General features: G+C 72.2%; 24 protein-coding genes and 1 pseudogene. 17 read left to right on the top strand and 8 right to left on the bottom strand.

The genetic code is table 11. The annotated features are described in order from the left end of the window. Window positions 1–2: 2 nt before the first annotated feature. The 14 genes from AB0316_RS04750 (at window position 3) to AB0316_RS04815 (ending at window position 12,484) form a co-directional block, all read left to right on the top strand. Window positions 3–1,172, top strand: a complete 1,170-nt coding sequence (locus AB0316_RS04750) for an acyl-CoA dehydrogenase family protein (protein WP_366270891.1) — start codon at window positions 3–5, stop codon at window positions 1,170–1,172. A gap of 143 nt (window positions 1,173–1,315) precedes the next feature. Beyond that, window positions 1,316–3,805, top strand: coding sequence for a PAS domain S-box protein (locus AB0316_RS04755; RefSeq protein ID WP_366270892.1), 2,490 nt, complete (start codon window positions 1,316–1,318; stop codon window positions 3,803–3,805). Window positions 3,806–3,864: 59 nt separating this feature from the next. Continuing rightward, window positions 3,865–5,673 carry an ATP-binding protein gene (locus AB0316_RS04760; protein ID WP_366270894.1) on the top strand — a complete coding sequence of 603 codons (1,809 nt, stop codon included), beginning with the start codon at window positions 3,865–3,867 and terminating at the stop codon, window positions 5,671–5,673. Window positions 5,674–5,852: 179 nt separating this feature from the next. Beyond that, window positions 5,853–6,083: a hypothetical protein gene (locus AB0316_RS04765; RefSeq protein WP_366270896.1), complete on the top strand. Its 231-nt coding sequence runs from the start codon at window positions 5,853–5,855 to the stop codon at window positions 6,081–6,083. A gap of 248 nt (window positions 6,084–6,331) precedes the next feature. Continuing rightward, on the top strand, window positions 6,332–7,243 hold the full coding sequence (locus AB0316_RS04770; protein WP_366270898.1) for a hypothetical protein: 912 nt from the start codon (window positions 6,332–6,334) through the stop codon (window positions 7,241–7,243). 17 nt (window positions 7,244–7,260) lie between these two features. Beyond that, window positions 7,261–8,529, top strand: coding sequence for an SRPBCC family protein (locus AB0316_RS04775; RefSeq protein ID WP_366270899.1), 1,269 nt, complete (start codon window positions 7,261–7,263; stop codon window positions 8,527–8,529). Between the two features lie 91 nt (window positions 8,530–8,620). Continuing rightward, a complete protein-coding gene (gene gvpJ / locus AB0316_RS04780; protein ID WP_366270901.1) occupies window positions 8,621–9,028 on the top strand; it encodes a gas vesicle protein GvpJ in 408 nt (135 codons plus the stop codon). A 16-nt stretch (window positions 9,029–9,044) separates the two neighbouring features. Next, window positions 9,045–9,851 carry a GvpL/GvpF family gas vesicle protein gene (locus tag AB0316_RS04785; protein WP_366270902.1) on the top strand — a complete coding sequence of 269 codons (807 nt, stop codon included), beginning with the start codon at window positions 9,045–9,047 and terminating at the stop codon, window positions 9,849–9,851. After that, window positions 9,842–10,087, top strand: a complete 246-nt coding sequence (locus AB0316_RS04790) for a gas vesicle protein GvpG (RefSeq protein ID WP_366270904.1) — start codon at window positions 9,842–9,844, stop codon at window positions 10,085–10,087. The genes AB0316_RS04785 and AB0316_RS04790 overlap by 10 nt, the downstream gene beginning before the upstream one ends. After that, window positions 10,080–10,544 (top strand): gas vesicle protein GvpO, encoded by a 465-nt coding sequence (gvpO, locus tag AB0316_RS04795; RefSeq protein WP_366270906.1) that lies wholly within the window; start codon window positions 10,080–10,082, stop codon window positions 10,542–10,544. The genes AB0316_RS04790 and gvpO overlap by 8 nt, the downstream gene beginning before the upstream one ends. Then, window positions 10,541–11,065, top strand: a complete 525-nt coding sequence (locus AB0316_RS04800) for a gas vesicle protein (RefSeq protein WP_366270907.1) — start codon at window positions 10,541–10,543, stop codon at window positions 11,063–11,065. Before gvpO ends, AB0316_RS04800 begins: the two co-directional genes overlap by 4 nt. A gap of 5 nt (window positions 11,066–11,070) precedes the next feature. After that, on the top strand, window positions 11,071–11,877 hold the full coding sequence (locus AB0316_RS04805; RefSeq protein WP_366271295.1) for a GvpL/GvpF family gas vesicle protein: 807 nt from the start codon (window positions 11,071–11,073) through the stop codon (window positions 11,875–11,877). Then, window positions 11,874–12,119 carry a gas vesicle protein GvpJ gene (gene gvpJ / locus AB0316_RS04810; RefSeq protein ID WP_366270909.1) on the top strand — a complete coding sequence of 82 codons (246 nt, stop codon included), beginning with the start codon at window positions 11,874–11,876 and terminating at the stop codon, window positions 12,117–12,119. Before AB0316_RS04805 ends, gvpJ (AB0316_RS04810) begins: the two co-directional genes overlap by 4 nt. Then, the gene (locus tag AB0316_RS04815) at window positions 12,116–12,484 is read left to right on the top strand and encodes a gas vesicle protein K (RefSeq protein ID WP_366270911.1); all 369 of its coding nucleotides are present in this window, start codon (window positions 12,116–12,118) and stop codon (window positions 12,482–12,484) included. Before gvpJ (AB0316_RS04810) ends, AB0316_RS04815 begins: the two co-directional genes overlap by 4 nt. A 52-nt stretch (window positions 12,485–12,536) precedes the next feature. Here the strand turns inward: AB0316_RS04815 and AB0316_RS04820 are convergent, their stop codons facing one another. The 6 genes from AB0316_RS04820 to AB0316_RS04845 all read right to left on the bottom strand — a co-directional run bounded on the left by AB0316_RS04820 (window position 12,537) and on the right by AB0316_RS04845 (window position 15,187). Further along, on the bottom strand, window positions 12,537–13,106 hold the full coding sequence (locus AB0316_RS04820) for a hypothetical protein (RefSeq protein WP_366270913.1): 570 nt from the start codon (window positions 13,104–13,106) through the stop codon (window positions 12,537–12,539). Beyond that, window positions 13,103–13,675 carry a DUF6286 domain-containing protein gene (locus AB0316_RS04825; RefSeq protein ID WP_366270914.1) on the bottom strand — a complete coding sequence of 191 codons (573 nt, stop codon included), beginning with the start codon at window positions 13,673–13,675 and terminating at the stop codon, window positions 13,103–13,105. The genes AB0316_RS04820 and AB0316_RS04825 overlap by 4 nt, the downstream gene beginning before the upstream one ends. Beyond that, on the bottom strand, window positions 13,672–14,091 hold the full coding sequence (locus AB0316_RS04830) for an Asp23/Gls24 family envelope stress response protein (RefSeq protein WP_366270916.1): 420 nt from the start codon (window positions 14,089–14,091) through the stop codon (window positions 13,672–13,674). The genes AB0316_RS04825 and AB0316_RS04830 overlap by 4 nt, the downstream gene beginning before the upstream one ends. Beyond that, window positions 14,084–14,263, bottom strand: a complete 180-nt coding sequence (locus tag AB0316_RS04835; protein ID WP_366270917.1) for a DUF2273 domain-containing protein — start codon at window positions 14,261–14,263, stop codon at window positions 14,084–14,086. Before AB0316_RS04835 ends, AB0316_RS04830 begins: the two co-directional genes overlap by 8 nt. A gap of 100 nt (window positions 14,264–14,363) precedes the next feature. Then, window positions 14,364–14,711 carry a hypothetical protein gene (locus AB0316_RS04840; RefSeq protein WP_366270919.1) on the bottom strand — a complete coding sequence of 116 codons (348 nt, stop codon included), beginning with the start codon at window positions 14,709–14,711 and terminating at the stop codon, window positions 14,364–14,366. Beyond that, on the bottom strand, window positions 14,708–15,187 hold the full coding sequence (locus tag AB0316_RS04845) for an Asp23/Gls24 family envelope stress response protein (RefSeq protein ID WP_366270920.1): 480 nt from the start codon (window positions 15,185–15,187) through the stop codon (window positions 14,708–14,710). Before AB0316_RS04845 ends, AB0316_RS04840 begins: the two co-directional genes overlap by 4 nt. A 191-nt stretch (window positions 15,188–15,378) precedes the next feature. Here AB0316_RS04845 and AB0316_RS04850 point away from each other — a divergent pair, with 191 nt between their 5' ends. Together AB0316_RS04850 and gvpJ (AB0316_RS04855) are read left to right on the top strand one after the other, a co-directional pair. Then, complete coding sequence (locus AB0316_RS04850; RefSeq protein ID WP_366270922.1) at window positions 15,379–15,711, top strand: hypothetical protein; 333 nt, start codon at window positions 15,379–15,381, stop codon at window positions 15,709–15,711. Window positions 15,712–15,763: 52 nt separating this feature from the next. After that, window positions 15,764–15,961, top strand: a pseudogene (gene gvpJ / locus AB0316_RS04855) (gas vesicle protein GvpJ); the annotation flags it as partial. Between the two features lie 266 nt (window positions 15,962–16,227). On the opposite strand, the gene AB0316_RS04860 reads toward gvpJ (AB0316_RS04855), so the two are convergent. Next, entirely contained in the window at window positions 16,228–16,992 is a 765-nt protein-coding gene (locus AB0316_RS04860; RefSeq protein ID WP_366270923.1) for an endonuclease/exonuclease/phosphatase family protein, read from the bottom strand. Between the two features lie 88 nt (window positions 16,993–17,080). Between AB0316_RS04860 and AB0316_RS04865 the strand changes: the two genes are divergently transcribed. Beyond that, entirely contained in the window at window positions 17,081–17,653 is a 573-nt protein-coding gene (locus AB0316_RS04865; protein ID WP_366270925.1) for a nucleotidyltransferase family protein, read from the top strand. Here AB0316_RS04865 and AB0316_RS04870 read toward each other — a convergent pair. Continuing rightward, window positions 17,643–18,473 (bottom strand): phytanoyl-CoA dioxygenase family protein, encoded by an 831-nt coding sequence (locus tag AB0316_RS04870; RefSeq protein WP_366270926.1) that lies wholly within the window; start codon window positions 18,471–18,473, stop codon window positions 17,643–17,645. The genes AB0316_RS04865 and AB0316_RS04870 overlap by 11 nt on opposite strands. Between the last annotated feature and the right edge of the window lie 62 nt (window positions 18,474–18,535).

Consider the following 18,535-nt stretch of genomic DNA (forward strand, 5'->3'; position numbering starts at 1 on the left):
CGATGGACTTCGACCTCAGCGCCGAGGAGCGCGAGATCCGCGACTGGGTGCGCACCTTCGTGCGCAAGGAGATCATGCCGCTCGAGCCGCAGGTGCTCGAGCGCGAGCGGCGGGGCGAGCGTGGCCTGATGGCCGAGGAGCTGAAAACCCTTCAGGACAAGGCCCGCTCGTCGGGCTTCTTCGGCATCCAGACGCCCGAGAGCCACGGCGGAATGGGCCAGGGCGCGGTCGTCGCAGCGCTCATCGAGATCGAGCTCGGCAGGTCCTTCGTGCCGTTCCGCTTCGCCGGCGAGGCCGACAACATCCTCTTCTCCGCGACCGAGGAGCAGCAGGAGACCTACCTGCTTCCCACGATCGAGGGCACCCGCAAGTCGTGCTTCGCCATCACCGAGCCCGGGGCCGGGTCCGACGCGCGTGCGATCCGCACGAGCGCCCGCCGCGAGGGTGACGAGTGGGTCATCAACGGGGAGAAGACCTTCATCACCGGCGGCAACGAGGCGGACTTCGTCATGGTCTTCGCGGTCACGGACAGGGAGAAAGGCGCCGACGGCGGCGTCACCTGCTTCCTCGTCGACCGCGACCGGGGCTGGACGAGCACCCCGATCGACACGATGGGCGAGTGGGGACCGGCCGCGCTCGTCTTCGATGACGTGCGCGTGCCGCACTCGGCGATCCTCGGTGAGGAGGGCCGCGGCTTCGAGCTCGCCATGCGCTGGATCGGCAAGGGCCGCTACATGCTCCCGGCCCGAGCCCTGGGCGCGTGCGAGCGCCTCGTCGACATGGGCATGGAGTGGGCCCGCAACCGGGTCACCTTCGGCCAGCCCATCGCCGAGCGCCAGGCTATCCAGTGGATGGTCGCCGACTCCGCCGTCGAGATCGAGGCCCTCCGCTGGCTCGTGCTGTCCGCCGCGTGGCAGGTCGACCGCGGGCTCGACTCGCGCCAGTCCCAGTCGATGGCCAAGCTCTACGGCGGCGTCAAGGCCAACGAGATCGTCGACCGCGTGCTGCAGATGCACGGCGGGATGGGCTACACCCGCGAGCTGCCGGTCGAGCGGTGGTACCGCGAGCTGCGCCTGCTGCGCATCTACGAGGGCACCGACGAGATCCAGCGGCGCACCATCGCCCGCAACCTGCTCAAGGGCCACGCGTCGGTGCGCGGGCACCTGGGGTAGCGAACGCTCGACCGCGCACACGGCATACGAACGCGGCCGTATGCCTTGTGCCACGTCCCGCGGACGGGTCCCCTCTACGAGGACACGGTGACGGGAAGATGCGTTTTGCCGGATTGTTCATCCGGCTGCGACATCATTCCCACATGAGGTCCGCGAACGGGGCTGCAACAGGGGTGCGCGGGCGGGGGCTCGCGGGCGGGGGTTGGTGGGCCTGGGCGGCCCTGGCCCTCGCCGGCGCCTTCGTGCTGGGCGCCACCAGCGTGCGCTTCGCGCTGCCTAGATCGACCGTCTCGCTCTGGTGGCCGGCGGCCGGCCTGGCCGTCGCGTTCCTACTGGCCACCCACCCGGGCCGCAGGCGCTCGCTCGGGTTCGTGGTGGGCGTGGTCGCCTCGAGCGCGGCTGCGAACTGGCTCGAGGGCCGCCCCGCTCCCGTGAGCCTGCTCTACGGCTTTGCCAACGCCGCCGAGGTCGCCGTCGTGGTGGCCATTCTGACGGCGGGCGGTCGCCGGCCACGGCTGGCCTCGCTCGAGGACCTGTGGCGCCTCCTCGCCGCGACCGTCGCCGGGGCGCTCGTCGTCGGGGTGCTCGCCGGCCTCACGGCATCGGTGCTCCTGGACGGTGCCTTTGTCGTCTCGGCCTCGGCGGTGGCGGCGTCGCACGGCGCTGCCGTCCTCGTCATGGCGCCCCTCGGGATCGCGGCCCGAACGCGGCGCGCCCGTCGTCCGCGGTGGGACGACGTCGTCCAGTGGGTCGTGGTGGCCGTGGTGACGCTGTGGGTCTTCCTCGGCGGCCAGAGCCTGCCCCTCGCCTTCCCACCGATCCCGTTCCTTGTCTGGGGGGCGCTGCGCCAGCCCCTGCGGGCGGTCTCCGCCCAGCTCCTCGCCCTGGCCGTCGTGACCGTCACCCTCACCAGCTCCGGCCGCGGACCGTTCGCGACGGCGGCAGCGGTCTACGGCATGCGTCCCGAGGCCGTCGGCGCACTGACCCAGGCCTTCGTCGTCACCGCGGCGGTCACGACGCTCGCCCTGTCCGTGACGGCGTCACAGCGTCGGCAGGCGCTCGACGAGCTGCGCAGCGAGGGCGAGCTGACCAAGGTCGTCCTCGACACCGCGGCCAGCGCGATCGTCGTCGTCGACGCGGAGGGTGTCATCGTGCGTCTGAACGCCACCGCCGCCCGGCTGCTCGGCGCGCCGGAGGAGCAGCTGCGCGGGCGGCTCGCCGCGGAGGTGTTCCCCGTCGACGACCCGCGCGAGCTCGCCCGGCGGATGGGACGGATCCGTGAGGGTGGCGTGCCGCTCCACGACGAGCAGGACTGGCACGTTGCCGGTCTCGGGGTCCGCCACATCGTGTGGACCAACGCCTACCTCACCGACCCGGACGGCAGCCGGACCCACCTGGTCAAGACCGGGGTCGACGTCACCGACGAGCGGGCGGCCCGCACGTTCGTCGAGGCCGTGCTCGAGTCGGCGACGGCCACGGCGATCGTCGGCACCGACCTCGCCGGGGTCATCACCCTGTTCAACCGCGGGGCCGAGAACCTGCTGGGGTGGTCGTCGGCCGAGGTCGTGGGCCGACGGGACTGGTCGCTGCTGCACGACCCGGCGGAGATCGGTCGCCGCGCCCAGGAGCTCGGGGTCGAGCCCGGCCTCGAGGTGCTCGTGCGCCAGGTCCGCGCGGCCGGCTCCGCGGAGGCCGCGGACTGGACCTACGTGCGCAAGGACGGCACCCGACGCACCGTGTCGGTCGCGGTCAGCGGCATACGCGATGCCGCAGGCCGGCCGAGCGGCTACCTCATGGTCGCCGAGGACGTCACCGGCCGTCGCGAGGCCGAGGTCGCCCTGCAGGCCGGCCTCGACCGCGAACGCCAGGCCGTCGAGGAGCTGACCCGGCTCGACCGCACGAAGTCCGACTTCGTCTCCACGGTCAGCCACGAGCTGCGCACCCCGCTCGCCAGCGTCCTCGGCTACGCGGAGATGCTCGAGGACGGGGCCGCGGGCGACCTCACCCCGAGACAGCTCGAGCTCGTCGAGCGGGTCGACCGCAACGGCCGCCGCCTCCTGGCGCTGATCGAGGACCTGCTCATCAACTCGCGCATCGAGACGGGCCGGCTGGACCTGCAGCCCACGCGCTGCGACCTCGCCGACGTCGTCGCCAGTGCCTGGGCCTCGGTCGAGACGGTGACCCGCGACCGCACCCTCGTGCGTGAGCTCGACGTGTCGCCGGCCCCGCTCTGGGTCGAGGGCGACGCGGCCGCCCTCGAGCGGATGGTCACGAACCTGCTGTCGAATGCCGTGAAGTTCACTCCCGACGGAGGCTGGGTGAGCCTCGTGGCGCGCCCCGACGAACGGCACTCCGACACGGTCCGCCTGGTGGTCTCCGACACCGGCATCGGGATCCCGGCAGCGGACCACGAGCGCGTCTTCGCCCGCTTCTTCCGGTCCGCCGCGGCCAACGAGCGGGCGATCCAGGGCCCGGGACTCGGGCTCTCGATCGTGCGAGCCATCGCCGAGGGACACGGCGGATCGGTGTCCGTGGAGTCGGCCCCCGACGAGGGCGCCACCTTCACCGTGTCGATTCCTCGTGTCGGCTTGTGCGACAAGGCCCCCGCGCCGGACATCTTTAACATATCGTGAACATCGGGACAGATCCGGCCGTCATCCCGACCGACAGGGGTCGCGGGTTAGGGGACAGGGTGCGCGAGGTCGAGACGTGGGAGGTGCTGGCGCTTCGGCGCCTCACCGAGCTGATGAACCGGGTGTGTGCCCAGGACGACCTCTCTGTGCTGTTCGAGATGGTGGTCGACGGCGCTGCCGACGTCGTCGGGTTCAAGGTGGCCGCGATCAGCGTCGTCGTCCCCTCGGGCGACGTCGAGGTGGTCGCCGTCGCGGGAGACGACGACGCGCGGGCCGAGCTGCTCGGCCGGCGGACCGCCCGCGAGGTCCTGGAGGGGGAGTTCGCCGTCGCCGAGCGGTGGGGCACGCTGCGGTTCGTCCCGGCAGGTCACCTGCCCGACGGCTCGGCCGAGGGGTGGGTCTCTTCCGACTGGAGTGCCCCCACGCCGGAGGACGACCCGGAGGCATGGAACCCGCAGGACACCCTCATCGCGCCGTTCTTCGACGCCGTCGGGGAGCTGCTCGGCATCCTGTCCGTCGACCTTCCCCTGAGCGGTCGGCGGCCCGATGCGACCCAGCGGGCCGTGCTCGAGCTCTTCGCCCACCAGACGGGCATCGCGGTCTCGTCGGCCAGGCAGCGGCATACGCTCTCGGAGAAGGTGCGCCTGGCCGAGGCCGTGCAGACGGTGGCGCGCATCGCGCAGGAGGACCTCGACCCCGCCAGGGTCGTGGACGCCGCCGCCGCGCCGATCCTGGCCGGACTGGCCGCGGCCAGCCTGTGGCTGAGGGCGTTCGGCGTGGAGGACGACGACGACCGAGAGAGCGTGTCGGCGCGCAGTGGGGCCACCGTCGATGCCCCGGTCTCCCTGGTGGACACCGCACGCCGGGTGGCCATCCAGTGCTGGCGCACCGGCGTGGTGGCCGTGGTGGGGTCCGGGCGGGCCTCGCCGGCGCACGTCTGGGACGCCGAGGGCATCGGCCGCGCCGAGACGATGCTCGAGGCGGCCGGTGCCCGGTCCCTGCTCATCGTGCCCATCGGCTCGGGAGCCAGCTGCTTCGGCTACATCGCCGGCACGCGCGGCCCGGGAGACCAGGACTGGACCGACGCCGAGGCCGAGGCTGCCCTGGAGATGGGCCGTGACCTCGGGCGCGCGCTGCGGAACGCGCGGCTGTATGCCGTCGAGCGGCGTGTCGCGGCCGAGCTGCGCGAGGCGGACCGCAGCAAGACGCAGCTGTTCTCGACCGTGTCGCACGAGCTGAAGAACCCGCTCGCCTCGATCGTGGGCCACCTCGAGCTGCTGCGGCAGGAGCCGGAGGGCGACCGCGAGTGGTCGCTCGGCGTCATCGAGCGCAACACCCAGCGGCTGCAGGACCTCGTCGACGACCTGCTGACGCTCTCGAGGGTCAGCGACCCCGACCGGGCCCTGCCCGAGTCGGACGTGGACCTCGGTGAGGTGTCCCGGGAGGTGGTCGACATGTTCCGACCGCACGCGGACACCCGGCGGATCAGCCTGACCTTCGACCTGGAGGACGGGGTGCCCCCGGTGCGCGGCAGCGCCGGCGACCTCGAGCGGGTCGTGCAGAACCTCGTGAGCAACGCCGTGAAGTTCACGCCGCCGGGCGGCACGGTGGCCGTGTCGGTGGCGGGCGGCAGCGACCGGGTCGTCCTCGAGTGCGTCGACGACGGCGTCGGCATCTCCGCGGAGGACCAGGCGGGGCTGTTCACCGAGTTCTTCCGCGGCACCAACCCGGCCAGCCTGCAGATCCCCGGCACGGGGCTGGGGCTGAGCATCGCCCAGCGCGTGGCGTCGAGGCACGGCGGCCGGATCGACCTGGACTCCGAGCCCGGCCGGGGGACGAGCGTGAGGCTGCTGCTGCCCGCGCGGTGATCCGCGCGGCCACCGTGCGGCAGATCGGCGGCCCGGAACTCTGTCAAGGAACCGTCTGGTTGGGTAAAAAGGGCGGTACGAGGCGACAGGGGCCGGTGGGCCGCCTCGCCGGGCTTGCCCGGAACGGCTCGCCGGCGCCTCGCAGGTCCTGGTCACTCAGATCCCTGCGAAGGTGCACGATGACAGACAACGACGCCGGCGACCCGCGCGCCATGCTGGTCGACCTCCTCCTCCGGAAGGTCGCGGCGGACCAGTATCCGTCCAACACGATGATGGACTACCTCGAGGAGCTGCTGCTCCCGGACGAGGTGCCCGCCTATGTCGCGGTCCTCGTGCAGAAGATGCGCGACGAGCAGTTCCCCAGCATCTCCATGCTGCGTCGCCTCATGAACCTCGCGGACGCCGCCTAGGCGATCCGCGACGGTCCGGGACCTGCGACGTTTGCGCGGTCGTCCCGGGTTGAGTGCTGTCTGGGAGCCGATGTCCGCTATGCGAGGTATGCGCGAAAAGCCTTGGGGCGCAAGCGAACTCGCGCGGCGAGTCGTTACTGGCCCGCGATCTCTGGGTACTCGTGTACCTGAAGGAGGTGGGTCGCGACCTGCAGTCCGGACGGGCAGCATCGCGGCTTGGGTCTATGTCTGTACCGACCAGGATCGTCGTGGGTGTCGCAGGTGGGTACCTGCTCGGCCGCACGAAGAAGCTCCGACTCGCGCTGGCCCTCGGAGGCCTGCTCGCCGGCCGTCGGCTGGCGTCCCAGGGACAGGGCCTGCAGGGCCTCCTGGGCCAGGGTTCCAAGCTGCTCGAGAACAACCCCCAGCTCAAGGAGCTGCAGAACCAGGTGACGGGTCAGCTGATGCAGGTGGCGCGCGAGGCAGCACTCGTCACCGCCGCCTCCCGCATCGAGGCCCTGACGAAGTCGCTGCAGGAGCGGCAGCAGGGCGGCGGGCAGGAAGGGGGCGAGCAGCAGGGCGGTGCAGGTGACCTCGGCTCGGCGCTCGGTGGGGTGACGGGGTCGCTGGGCCTCAAGGGCCCGGGCAAGAGCAAGGGCAAGGGCGAGCAGCGGTCCGCCGAGGACGAGTCCGGCGAGGAGGCGTCTGCGCACGACGAGGAGGGTGCCGAGGAGGAGTCCGACGAGTCAGGCGAGGGGAAGTCGCCGCAGGACCGGGCCGGTTCGGAACGCTCGGCCGAGGAGGAGTCCGAGGAGGGCGAGGAGTCCGAGGAGGGCGAGGAGTCCGGTGAGGGCCCGGGCGAGGAGGAGCCCAGTCAGCCGCGGGGCCGAGCCGGCGACGAGCAGGATGAGGAGTCCGAGGAGGGCGAGTCGGACGAGCAGCCCCGGGCCCGTGAGCGCGGGCGGGAGTCGGGCGAGCAGGGGAGCGGCGGTCAGGAGCAGCCGAGTCAGCGTGAGCGGATGCGGGGCCGGCTGCGCAGGCGGCGTCCCGAGGCCGGCAAGGGCTCGTCCTCCGGTTCAGGCGGCAAGCGCCCGTCGGAGGACGAGGCGACACCACGAGCCGTCGCCAAGAAGGTCTCCGCCAAGAAGGCCGCCCAGCGCGCCGCCACGAAGGAGCGGTGATCTCGATGAGCGAGAGCATGGGCAGAACCCGTCTCAAGGACGCCTCGAGCGGCCTGCTGCAGGCCCTGAGCCAGAAGGTCGTCAACTCCGTCGGCCAGCGGGTGTCCGGGCTCACGGAGCGGCTCGAAGGAGTCGCCAGTGGCAGCCCCTCGACCAAGGCGCTCGTCGGCTCCGGCACGTCCGTCATCAAGGGGGAGAACCCGATCAAGGGGGCCGTCAAGGGCATGGCCTCCGGCATCAAGGACAAGGTCACCGACGTCATCCCCGGCCTCGGTGGGAAGTCGGGCGGCGGGTCGAAGACGCCGAAGGCCACGAAGGCCACGAACTTCCAGGAGATCATCGACGTCGGCGTGCCCCTGCGGGTCGCCTACAACCAGTGGACGGAGTTCGGCAGCTTCCCCAGCTTCATGAAGAAGGTCAAGACCGTCGACACGCCGGAGGACACCAAGACCAACTGGAAGGCGACGGTCTTCTGGTCGAGCCGCACGTGGGAGTCCACGATCATCAAGCAGGTGCCGGACGAGCGCATCGTGTGGCGCTCCAAGGGCCAGAAGGGCCACGTCGACGGCACGGTCACCTTCCACGAGCTGAGCCCGACGCTGACGCGCATCATCGTCGTCCTCGAGTACTACCCCCAGGGCCTGTTCGAGCGCACCGGCAACATCTGGAGGGCGCAGGGACGCAGGGCCAGGCTCGAGATCAAGCACTTCCAGCGGCACATCATGACGCGCACGATCCTCGACCCGGACAGCATCGAGGGCTGGCGCGGCACGATCGAGGACAGCGAGGTAGTGACGACGCACGAGGACGCCCTCGAGCAGGAACGCCAGCAGCGCGAGGAGGAGCAGGGCCAGCAGCCCGAGGAGGGCGGTGAGCAGGTCTCCGAGGGCGACGAGGGCGAACACGAAGAGGGCGAGCGCGAGGAGGGCGAGCCGGAAGAAGGCGAAGCCCAGGAAGGCGAAGCCCAGGAAGGCGGACCCGAGGAAGGTGAGCACGAGTCCGACGAGTCGCACGGCAACGAGGAGGAGGAAGGCGACGAGGGCGAGCGAGACGAGGACGACGAGTACGACGACGAGTACGACGAGTACGAGGACGACGAGGGCGACGAGGGCGACGAGGGCGAGGGCGACGAAGAGGGTGACGAAGAGGAGGAGTACGACGACGAGTACGACGACGAGTACGACGAGGACGAAGGCGACGAGGGCGAGGACGACGAGGGCGAGGACGACGAGGAGCAGGAGGAGCCGCCCGCGAGGCGGGCAGCGCAGCGCGGGGCGGCGAGGTGAAGGCCGGCAGGCGGCCCTCCGCCGTACGTGACCCGGGGGACCCAGGAGATCGAGGAGAGCCAGCAGGCCCAGCAGACGCAGGAGGTTCAGCATGACCGTGCAAGCACAGCGACGAGGCGGCGGAGGCGGCTACCTGTCACGCCCCGCGCCGAGCGGCCTCGCCGATGTCATCGACATCATCCTCGACAAAGGCATCGTCATCGACGCCTACGTCCGCGTCTCGCTGGTGGGCATCGAGCTGCTCACCATCGATGCCCGCATCGTCATCGCGAGCGTCGACACCTACCTGCGCTTCGCGGAGGCGACCAACCGGCTCGACCTCTACGAGAAGGGTGGCAAGGACCTGCCGGAGCTGGTCCACGACATGCAGCACAGCGGCGCCTCCGGCAAGACCTCGGGCGCGGTCGAGGGCGTGAAGCGAGCGCTGACCCGAGGCGGCGACGACGACAAGGACCGGGAGCGGCGCCCCGCCAAGAAGTCGGCCGCGCCCTCCGGCTGACCACGGGGAGTGAGGGATGGCAGGAGTCGACGCAGTATCCGGGCCCGCATCGCCCGACACGAGTGGGGAGGAGGAGCTCTTCGTCTACGGCATCCTTCCGGCGCGGGACGTCGATGCGGCAGGCGGGACCGTCCAGGCCCTGGCGGGGCTGGACGGCGCACCCGTCGGGTTCGTGCGCCACGCCGGCCTGGCCACCGCCGTCTCGGTCGTCGACCGCGACCGGCGGGCGGCGCGCCGGGCCGACCTGCTCGCCTACCAGTCGGTGCTCGACGGGCTGGCGAGGATCGGCCCGGTGGCGCCGGTCCGTTTCGGCTCGGTGATGCCTGACGCCGCCACCGTCGTCGACGAGCTGATGGCGCCCGATGCCGACCACTTCCTCTCGCTCCTGGAACGGCTGCGCGGCCGGCGGCAGTTCAACCTGCGTGTCACCCCGGTCGAGGAGGTCGCGCTCGGCGAGCTCGTCGCCGCCGACCCCGAGATCCGCCGGTTGCGCGAGCTCACGCGCGGCGTGCCGGAGGAGGCGTCCTACCGGGAGAGGGTGCGACTGGGGGAGCTGGTCGCCCACGGACTGGAGCGGCGCAGTGCCGAGGACGCCGACATGGTGCTGGGCCTGGTGGTGCCCGTGGCGGAAGACCACCTGGTCCGCAGCCCGGCCTCCGCGACGGAGGTCGTCGATGTCGCCCTGCTCGTCGACGACGCCCGCAGCGACGAGCTCGTCGAGGCCCTGGAGCAGTATGCGGAGGCCTGGCACCAGCGCCTCCGGCTGCGGCTGGTCGGCCCGCTGGCTCCCTACGACTTCGTCGAGGAGGGGTCGTGGGCCTGATCACCGGTCTCCTCACGCTGCCGCTGGCGCCGCTGCGCGGCCTGACGGCGGTGGCCCAGCAGATCCTCGAGCAGGCGGAGGACATCTACTACGACCCGGCCACCATCCGGAGGGAGCTGGAGACGATCGACCGGCTGCGCGAGGAGGGCGAGATCGACGAGGACACCGCCACCGCGCGGGAGGACGAGCTCGTCGACCGGCTCATCGAGGCGCAGGAGAGGGGGCGTCGTGGCTGACGAGCGTCGCACCGACGAGGGCGACAGCGAGCAGCAGCGGGCAGCCCACCCCGGGACGCGCCGCTCCGAGGGACGCCGCCGCGAGGGCGAGCGCCCGCCGCGCGCCGCCGGGCGACCATCGCACGAGGGCTCGAGGAACACCGAGGACGACGAGCCCGAGCGCCGTCCCCGGCGTCGGGACGAGCGCCCTCGTCGGGTCAACGGGCCCCGGGCGGCGGCCCTCGCGGCGACGTACCTCGCGGAGCTGACGGGCAAGGAGTTCGAGGGCATCGTCGGCATCCGGAAGTCGCACGACGACTGGTCCGTCGAGGTCGAGGTGCTGGAGATGAGGCGCATCCCCAGCACGACCGACGTGCTGGCCGTCTACGAGGTCACCGTCGACGAGGCGGGCGAGCTCGTCGGCTACGAGCGCCGGGCCAGGTACGTCCGCGGGGACGCGCGGGAGGAGCGCGAATGACCGAGCGCGCCACGCCGCCACCTGCGGGCCCACGAGCAGCGGTCCCGGCCACGTCCGGAGCCGGGACCGCGCCGCGCCAGTACTCGACCGGACAGCCGGCCGCACCACGTGGGCCGACCGGCGGCTCGCAGCCCGCGACCCTCGCCGACATCCTCGAGCGCATCCTCGACAAGGGGATCATCATCGCCGGCGACATCCGCATCAACCTGCTCGACATCGAGCTGCTCACCATCAAGCTGCGGCTGCTCGTGGTCTCGGTGGACAAGGCCCACGAGATGGGCATCGACTGGTGGCGCCACGACCCGATGCTCACCGTGCGTGAGCGCGGCCTCGACGAGGAGAACCGGCTGCTGCGCGAGCGGATCGCCCAGCTCGAGGGCCGGAAGGCGGGGGCTGACGCCGACGAGGACGCCGACGAGGACGCCGACGACAACGCCGACGACAACGCAGCCGACGGCGGTCGCCCCCGCGCCGAGTCGGACAGGGCTGCGCAGGAACGCACGTCGAAGGGGTCGGGGTGACGTCGATGGCTCCCACCCCGAGGGCGCCGGAGGTCGCGCAGCCCCCCACGCCGCATACGGCCACCGCGAGGTACCTGTATGCCGTGTGCCGCGGTCTGGCCGACGACGCCCTCGCGCACGTGCGCGGGATCGAGGGCGAGCCGCTCGACCTCGTGCACCACGAGGACCTGGTGGCGGTGGTCAGCACCGTGCCGCTCGCCTCGTTCGACGCCGAGGGGCTCCGGCGACACCTCGAGGACCTGGAGTGGCTCGAGGCCACGGCGCGGGCCCACGACGAGGTCATCCAGGCCGCCGCTGGGCAGGCGCCCACGGCACCTCTGCGGTTCGCGACGATCTGCTTCGACGACGACGGGGTGCGGGCGCGCCTTCGGGAGTGGTACGCGGCGTTGAGCGGCGCCCTGGACCGCGTCGAGGGGTGCAGCGAGTGGAGCGTCAAGGTGCTGGCACCGCCGGAGGAGCAGCCGGTGACGGGTCGCCCAGCCGGTCTGACCGGCGCCGAGTACCTCCGGCTGAGGAAGGCGCAGACGATGCGGCGCGCCGGCGCCGACGAGCAGGCAGCCGCCTCCGCGTCGGAGATCCACGACGCGCTCGCGCGGCTGTCCCGGGCGAGTCGTCGGCTGCCGGCCCAGGACCCGCGCCTGTCGGGCCACCGGGGCGCCATGCTGCTCAACGCCGCCTACCTCGTCGCAGCCACCGACGCGGACGCCTTCGAGGCGGCGCTCGCAGGTCTGCGGAGCGACCACGGCGATGTCGTGGTCGACGGCCGCGGACCCTGGCCGCCGTACTCCTTCGCGATGCTGGACGAGCCGTGAGCACCGCACGGACCGACGTGGTGGGGGGCCGGGGCTCGCCACCGCCGGGGCGGCGTGGCCGTGAGCTGGCACCCATCGCCCTCGTCGACCTGCTCGACCGGCTGCTCGGGTCCGGAGTCGTCGTGGCGGGTGACGTCGTCGTGTCGCTGGCGGGGGTCGACCTCGTCGAGGTCCGCCTGCAGCTGGTGATCAGCGCGGTGCGCGCCGAGATGGCGCGGTCACGGGAGGGGGCTCTCTCGTGAGCGACTGGTCCTGGGATGACGTGGTGAGCGAGGGCACGAAGGGCCCGGACCGGGTGGATCCGGTGGCCGGTGTCGGGAGCGCCCTGCCGCGGGCGCTGCTGCCCCAACGACTCGAGACCGATGCCGACGCGGTCGCCCGCGACCTGCTCAAGCTGGTGCTGACCATCATCGAGCTGGTGCGCCAACTGATGGAGAAGCAGGCGCTGCGGCGGGTCGAGGAGGGTGACCTGACCGACGAGCAGGTCGAGGGCCTGGGCCAGGGCCTGATGCACCTGGAGGAGGCCATGGACGAGCTCAAGGAGCGCTACGGCCTGACGTCCGAGGACCTCAACCTCGACCTCGGGCCGCTCGGCAGCCTGCTGTAGCGGCGCCGGCGAGCTCCTCGACGGGCGCGGACGCTCAAGCCGGACGAGGCCCTCAGTAGACCCGCGGTGCCGGGCGGTTGCGCCCCGAGGTCCGCAGCTGCACGAGCCCGGCGAGGTCCTGTCGTTCGAGCGCCGCCTGAAGCTGGCTGGTGACGGTGTCGGCGGCGGCGGCGACCGCGTGCAGGTCCGCGCTGCGCTCGATGGTCGTGTCGAGACGCGCCACGAGCCGGCCGCGGTCGTGGTCGATGCGTCCACGGGCCGACCGGACCCCGGGTGTCTGCGCCAGGGAGTCGGCCGCGGCGTCCATGACGGGTCCGGCTGCCACCGTGAGCTTCCCGTGCGGAGTGGACCCCGGCAGCGAGAGGTGGCCGACGCCACCGAGGGGCAGGTGCGCGAAGAGCCAGCGGAGGCCGAGGAGGGCGAGGACGACCCCGCCGACACCGAGGGCCCACGGCCACCACGACTGCCTCGCCCACCAGTGGATGCCGGTCAGGTCGACCTGCTTCGGGACCGATCCCAGCCGGCCCGACCACCAGAGGATGCCGAGAACACCGAGCGCGAGGAGCACCAGGCCCACCAGGGCGGTCATGATGCGGTCGAGGGCCAGGGTTGCGCGGCTCATCGCTTCCGCCTCTCGGTCGTGACCCGGACCGTGGGCCGGGTGGCCAACGGTTCCAGGCGCTCGGTGACGACCTCGTGGACCCGCTCCGCAACGCCCTCGTCACCGTTTGAACGGATGGTGACGGCGACCCGTCGCGCGGTCGCCGAGGCCCGCACCCCGAGGACGCCGTCGACGCCTTCGGCCGCCGTCTCCACGAGGCGGCTGACGTCCCGCGGGCGAAGGAAGACGCCGGTCGCGGCCGTCACCGTCGCCACCTTGGGGCCGGATCGGATCAGGGCCTTGACGAGCAGCGCGAGCCCGAGGAGGCCGAGCAGCGCGCCCACCACGACGGTCCACGCCTGGGGTCGCAGCCCCTGCACGGCCTTGGCCAGCTCGTGCAGGAGCGGCCTGCCGTCGAGCAGACCTGCGTAGAGGAGGGCGTCCCGCACGGCCAGCACGCCGACCGCCGTCAGCAGCAGCGCGAGCACGATGCCGAGGGCGGCCGTCGCCCGCGTACGCCGAGGGGTCCGCGCCGGCGGCATGGCGGTCGGCGTGGCCGAGCCGCCCTGCCCGGGCCCCGGCTGGCTCACTGGACTCTCCGGTACTCGGTCGTGGCGACGGACACCGTCGCCACGGTGACGTCCACGGCGTCGACCTTGAGCCCGAGCAGGGCCGCGAGCCGGTCACCGACGTGCTCCCTGACCTCTGCGGCTGTGCGGGCCAGTGGCACCGGCCAGGAGACTGCGATGTCGAGGCTGAGGCGCGCGTGGCCTCCTGCCACCTCGGCCCTGACCTTCGGGTACTGCCGTCCGACGACCCCCTCGAGGGTCGAGCCCACGGAGCGCACCCCGGCGACCTCGCACGCGGCGATCCCGGCCACGCGTTCGACGACCCGCTCGGCGATGTCCAGGCGTCCCCGCTGCGCAGGGTCGGGCAGGCTGGTGCCCGACCGTCCCGCCGCCGCTGTTGCCGGCTGGGGCGGTGGGGCAGCCACGAGCTCAGTCACGGCGACGGCCTCCCATCAGCCTGGACAGGTCGAGGCTCCCGTCGATCTGGCCGCCGACCAGGAACCCCACGGCACCGAGGACGAGTGCGAGGAGGAATCCGGTGAAGCCGCCGGTGGCAGCGGCGATTCCGAGCAGCAGGCCCGCGAGCAGGCCGATGGCTGAGCTGGGCATGGGAGTCTCCTTCGTCGGAGGGCAGTCCTGCGGTCGGGCGAGGTCAGGCCGGGTGGACCGTCCGGGTTTGTTCAGATGTCGGTGTTGCGTCCGGTCTTCATCACGTCACCCGCCGGTGGGTGGCGTCGACGGGGTCGGCGATGTCCGCGACCACGACGTCGACCGGACCATGGGTGATGGCGGTGACGGCCGCACGTACCAGGGCGGCGGTCTCCTGCGCCGGAGCCGCCCACGCCAGCACCACGTGCACCGTCGTGCTTCCCGGCCGCGCCTGGACGCCCTGCACCGTGCGGCCCCGGAAGTAGGTCGCGGCCTCGCCGAACGCTCCCCCGTGCAGTCTCACGACACCGGGCACCGCGAGGACCGCGGCCGCGACGGCGTCAGCGGTCTCGGGGGACGGGGCGGGCGCGGGCGCTGGGCGGCCTGCAGCGCCCGGCTGCCCGGTCACTGGACGCGCGGCTCGGACTGCTGCGACTCGTCCTGGTCGTCGCTCTCGAGGTAGACGTCCTGGACGTCGATGTTGACCTCGGTCACCTCGAGGCTCGTCATCCCCTCGATCGCGGAGATGACGTTGCGCCGGATCCCCTGGGCCAGGTCGGCGATGGAGACGCCGTACTCGGCGACGAGCTGCAGGTCCACGGCCGCCTGGCGCTCCCCGACCTCGACCGAGACCCCCATGCTCTGGTTGGTCCGTCCACCGGGGATGCGCTCCCGGATGGCACCGACCGCACGCGCGGCCCCGCCGCCCAGGGCGTGCACGCCCGGCACCTCGCGGGCTGCGATGCCCGCGATCTTGGCGACCACCGTGTCGGCGATCGTCGTCCTGCCCTGCTGCGTCACGAGCGGCGAGGGGGCGACGCTGCCGCCACTGCTCGGCGTCACGTTCGAGGTGCGGCTCTGGGTGTCGCTCTGAGATTCGCTCATCGCGGGCTCCTTCGAAGAGAGGTCGAATTCAGCCGGTGGCGGGTCGAACCCCCGAGACGCCACCTACCTGGGTATGTACCCGGAAGCGGCAGGCTCGGATCGCTCGGGGGACGCTGGGGAGCGCGGACAGGGTTCGGGTCGGACGCGACCGCGGGGGCCGTGGGGCGCCCTTGGACTGCTGTGGAGGGACGATGAAAGCACTGCGTTGGCTGCTTGCAGGTGTGGTGTGGATCCTGGCAGGCGTGGTCGGGCTGGTCGGGGCGATTCTCTGCGTCACGATCATCCTGCTGCCGCTCGGCATCCCCGTGCTGATGCTCGCGCGTCGGCTCTTCTCGCTGGCGGGGGTGCTGGTGCTGCCACGAGCGGCGCGCCATCCCGTGCAGGCGATGGAGGCCGCCGTCGAGCGGGGGACGAAGGACGCCCGGAAGGGCATGAAGGACGCGGGCAAGGACATGTCGCGGCGCTCGCGACGGGCCCGGAAGAAGGCGGCTCGCACCGTCGAGGCCGCGGCGCCCTCGGCGTGATGGCGGCAGACGGCGGCGGCCTGAGGTCAGGCGTCGCATGACCGATCGAGCGGTGGTTCACGACCGCGGTGGCGGCTACCTCTCGCGCCCGGCGCCGAGCGGCCTGGCCGACGTGATCGAGATCGTCCTCGGCAAGGGCATCGTCATCGACGCCTACCTCAGGGTCTCGCTGCTCGGCATCGAGCTGCTCACGGTCGACGCGCGCGTGGTCGTCGCCAGCGTCGACACCTACCTGCGCTTCGCCGAGAGCACCAACCGGCTCGACCTCGAGGCCCAGGGACCGCCCAGCCTCGTCGACCTGGCCATCGAGGGCGGCGGGCGCGCAATCGAGTCCATCGCCGCGAACGTGGTCGAGGACAAGGTCGAGGGGGTCGTCGACTCGGTGCAGGAGACCGTCGAGAGCACCGTGGAGAAGGCCAAGGACCTCGCGCAGGACGTGGCCGGCGCGCTCGCGGAGAAGACCCGCCAGGTGGTCGAGAAGCTCACCCCGGACGACGAGGGCTGACCCAGCGCGCGTCAGGCGAGCGACAGGTCCACGCGCAGGGCGCGGTGGTCGGAGACCGGGAGCCGCAGCGCCTCGCCCACGCCCGCGGTCACCTGTCCCCGCAGCAGCACGTGGTCGATCTGCTGGGTGGGGGAGTCGACCGGGAAGGTGGGCTCAGACACGGCTGCACGCATACCGGTGAGGCGCCCGGCACGCTCGGGCTCCATGTTCAGGTCGCCCACGAGCACGAGTGGACCGTCCTGGTCGCAGACGCTCGCCACGAGGTGGCGCAGCTGCCGGCGGTTCCACCAGTCGATGAACGACAGGTGGGTGTTGACGACGGTCACCGGCCCCTCGGGCGATTCGATGTCGGCGACGACCGCCACCCGCGGCTCGTCGCGCACGAGGACCGGCCGGCGCTGCCCCTTGAAGCGCATCGGCACGCGCGTCGGCACGGGCGCGAGGCGAACCACGCGCCACCCGCGCACCGGGAACCGCGACAGCAGGGCGATGCCGTATGCCGCAGCGTCGGGCTGTTCGTCGCCGGTGGCCGCCACCCACGTGGCGCCGGGGCTGCCCGACAGGGCGGCGACGAAGCGGTGGTCCGGCGCGTCCATGACCTCGGCGGCGATCGCGGTGAGGTCGGCGTGATCGGACCGGTGCTGGTTGTGGTCGACCTCCTGCAGGGCGAGGACGTCGCAGTCCAGTCGGCTGACCGCGTCGCGGAAGCCCGCCAGGTCGACGTGCTGGTCGGTCGGCACGCGCCCGTTGAGGATGTTGAACGTCGCGACTCTCATGGCTCCCGCCTACCCCGCCACGGGGCGCGGCCACCCGGCCGGTCGTGGTCGCACGCGGCATACGCCCTCGGTGGGGTAGGCGGAGGGCATGGAAGCCGAGAACTCGACGGACCTGAGGGAGGCGCTGAAGACGGTCGCCGTCGCGCTGAAGCAGACCGGCCTGCCCTTCGCGCTCCTGGGTGGGTATGCCGCGTGGGCCCGAGGCGGGCCGGAGCCCGACCACGACGTCGACTTCCTCGTCGCCGAGGAGGACGCGGTCGAGGTGGCCGCGCGCCTGGCGGACCAGGACCTCGATGTCGTCCAGCCGCCCGAGGACTGGCTCTTCAAGGTCTATACGCAGGGCGCGATGGTCGACGTCATCCACCGTCCGGTCGGTGGCCCGGTGCGCCGCGACGAGGTGCTCCGTGCGACGCCGATGGAGGTGCTGTCGGTCGAGATGCCGGTGCAGGACGCGACCGACCTCGTCGTGCACAAGCTCGCGTCCCTCGACGAGCACTACTGCGACCTGTCGGCGGTGCTACCGACGTTGCGGGCGCTGCGTGAGCAGGTCGACTGGGCACGCGTCGGGAAGGAGACCTCGGAGAACGACTTCGCGGCGGCCGTGCTCTTCCTGCTGCGGCGGCTGGGCATCGTGGAGGACGAGGACGTCCTCAGCCCATGACGAGGCCCTCGATGTCGTGCTTCTGCGTGATGGGCGACAGCTCGTCGACGACCGGGCACGCGAGGTGGTCGCGCACGCGCTGTGGCAGCTGCTCCCAGTAGCCCTGCGTCACCGCCAGGTCGTGTTGGGCGTCGTTGCCGGCGCCGGGGGCGTCGACCCCGAGCACGAGCACCGGGCGCGCGACCGACGACACGTTGGGCGTGCCCCGGTGGATCGTCAGCGCGGAGCGAGCAGAGATGTCACCGACCATGGGGTACTTGCGCTCGGCGCGGGCCTCGTAGCGGGGGTACATCGACGCGGGCGGGAACATCTCGTGGTCGAAGTCGTCACCGCGGTCCCACTGGGTGCCCGGCGCGATCTCGAAGGGCCCCATCTCGTCGGTCGTGTCGACGGTCGTCAGGTTGAAGGCGAGCGACGTGAGCCGGTGGTCGTCGGTCGTCTCCGGCGGGCTCGGGAAGTCGCGGTGCCACGGCTGGACTTTCGCCCCGGGGAAGGGGGTGTCGAAGCCGACCTCCACGATCGTGTAGTCGGGCCCGAGCACCGTCTCGCAGACGGTACGGACCCACGGGTGGTCGACGAGGTCGACGAACCCGCGCAGAGCCTCGGGGTGGATCTCGACGTACCACCGGTTGGGGCCCCGGCCGACCGCCCCGCCCTCACGCGAGCGGGCCTCGTCGAAGGCGACGTCGATGTCCTCGCGCAGCTGCCGGACCCACTCCGGGGAGAAGGCCCCCTTGCACGCGATGATGCCGTCGGTCTCGAGCCCGTGGCGGATGGCGTCGACGTCGTACCGGACGGGCTCGCTCACTTCGCTCCTCATGGTCCGACCGTACGCGGCAGCGCGGCTGGGCGGTCCCTGTGGACCGACCTCTCTTGACAGGA

The sequence above is a fragment of the Terrabacter sp. NPDC080008 genome (assembly GCF_040702505.1).
GTDB lineage: Bacteria > Actinomycetota > Actinomycetes > Actinomycetales > Dermatophilaceae > Terrabacter.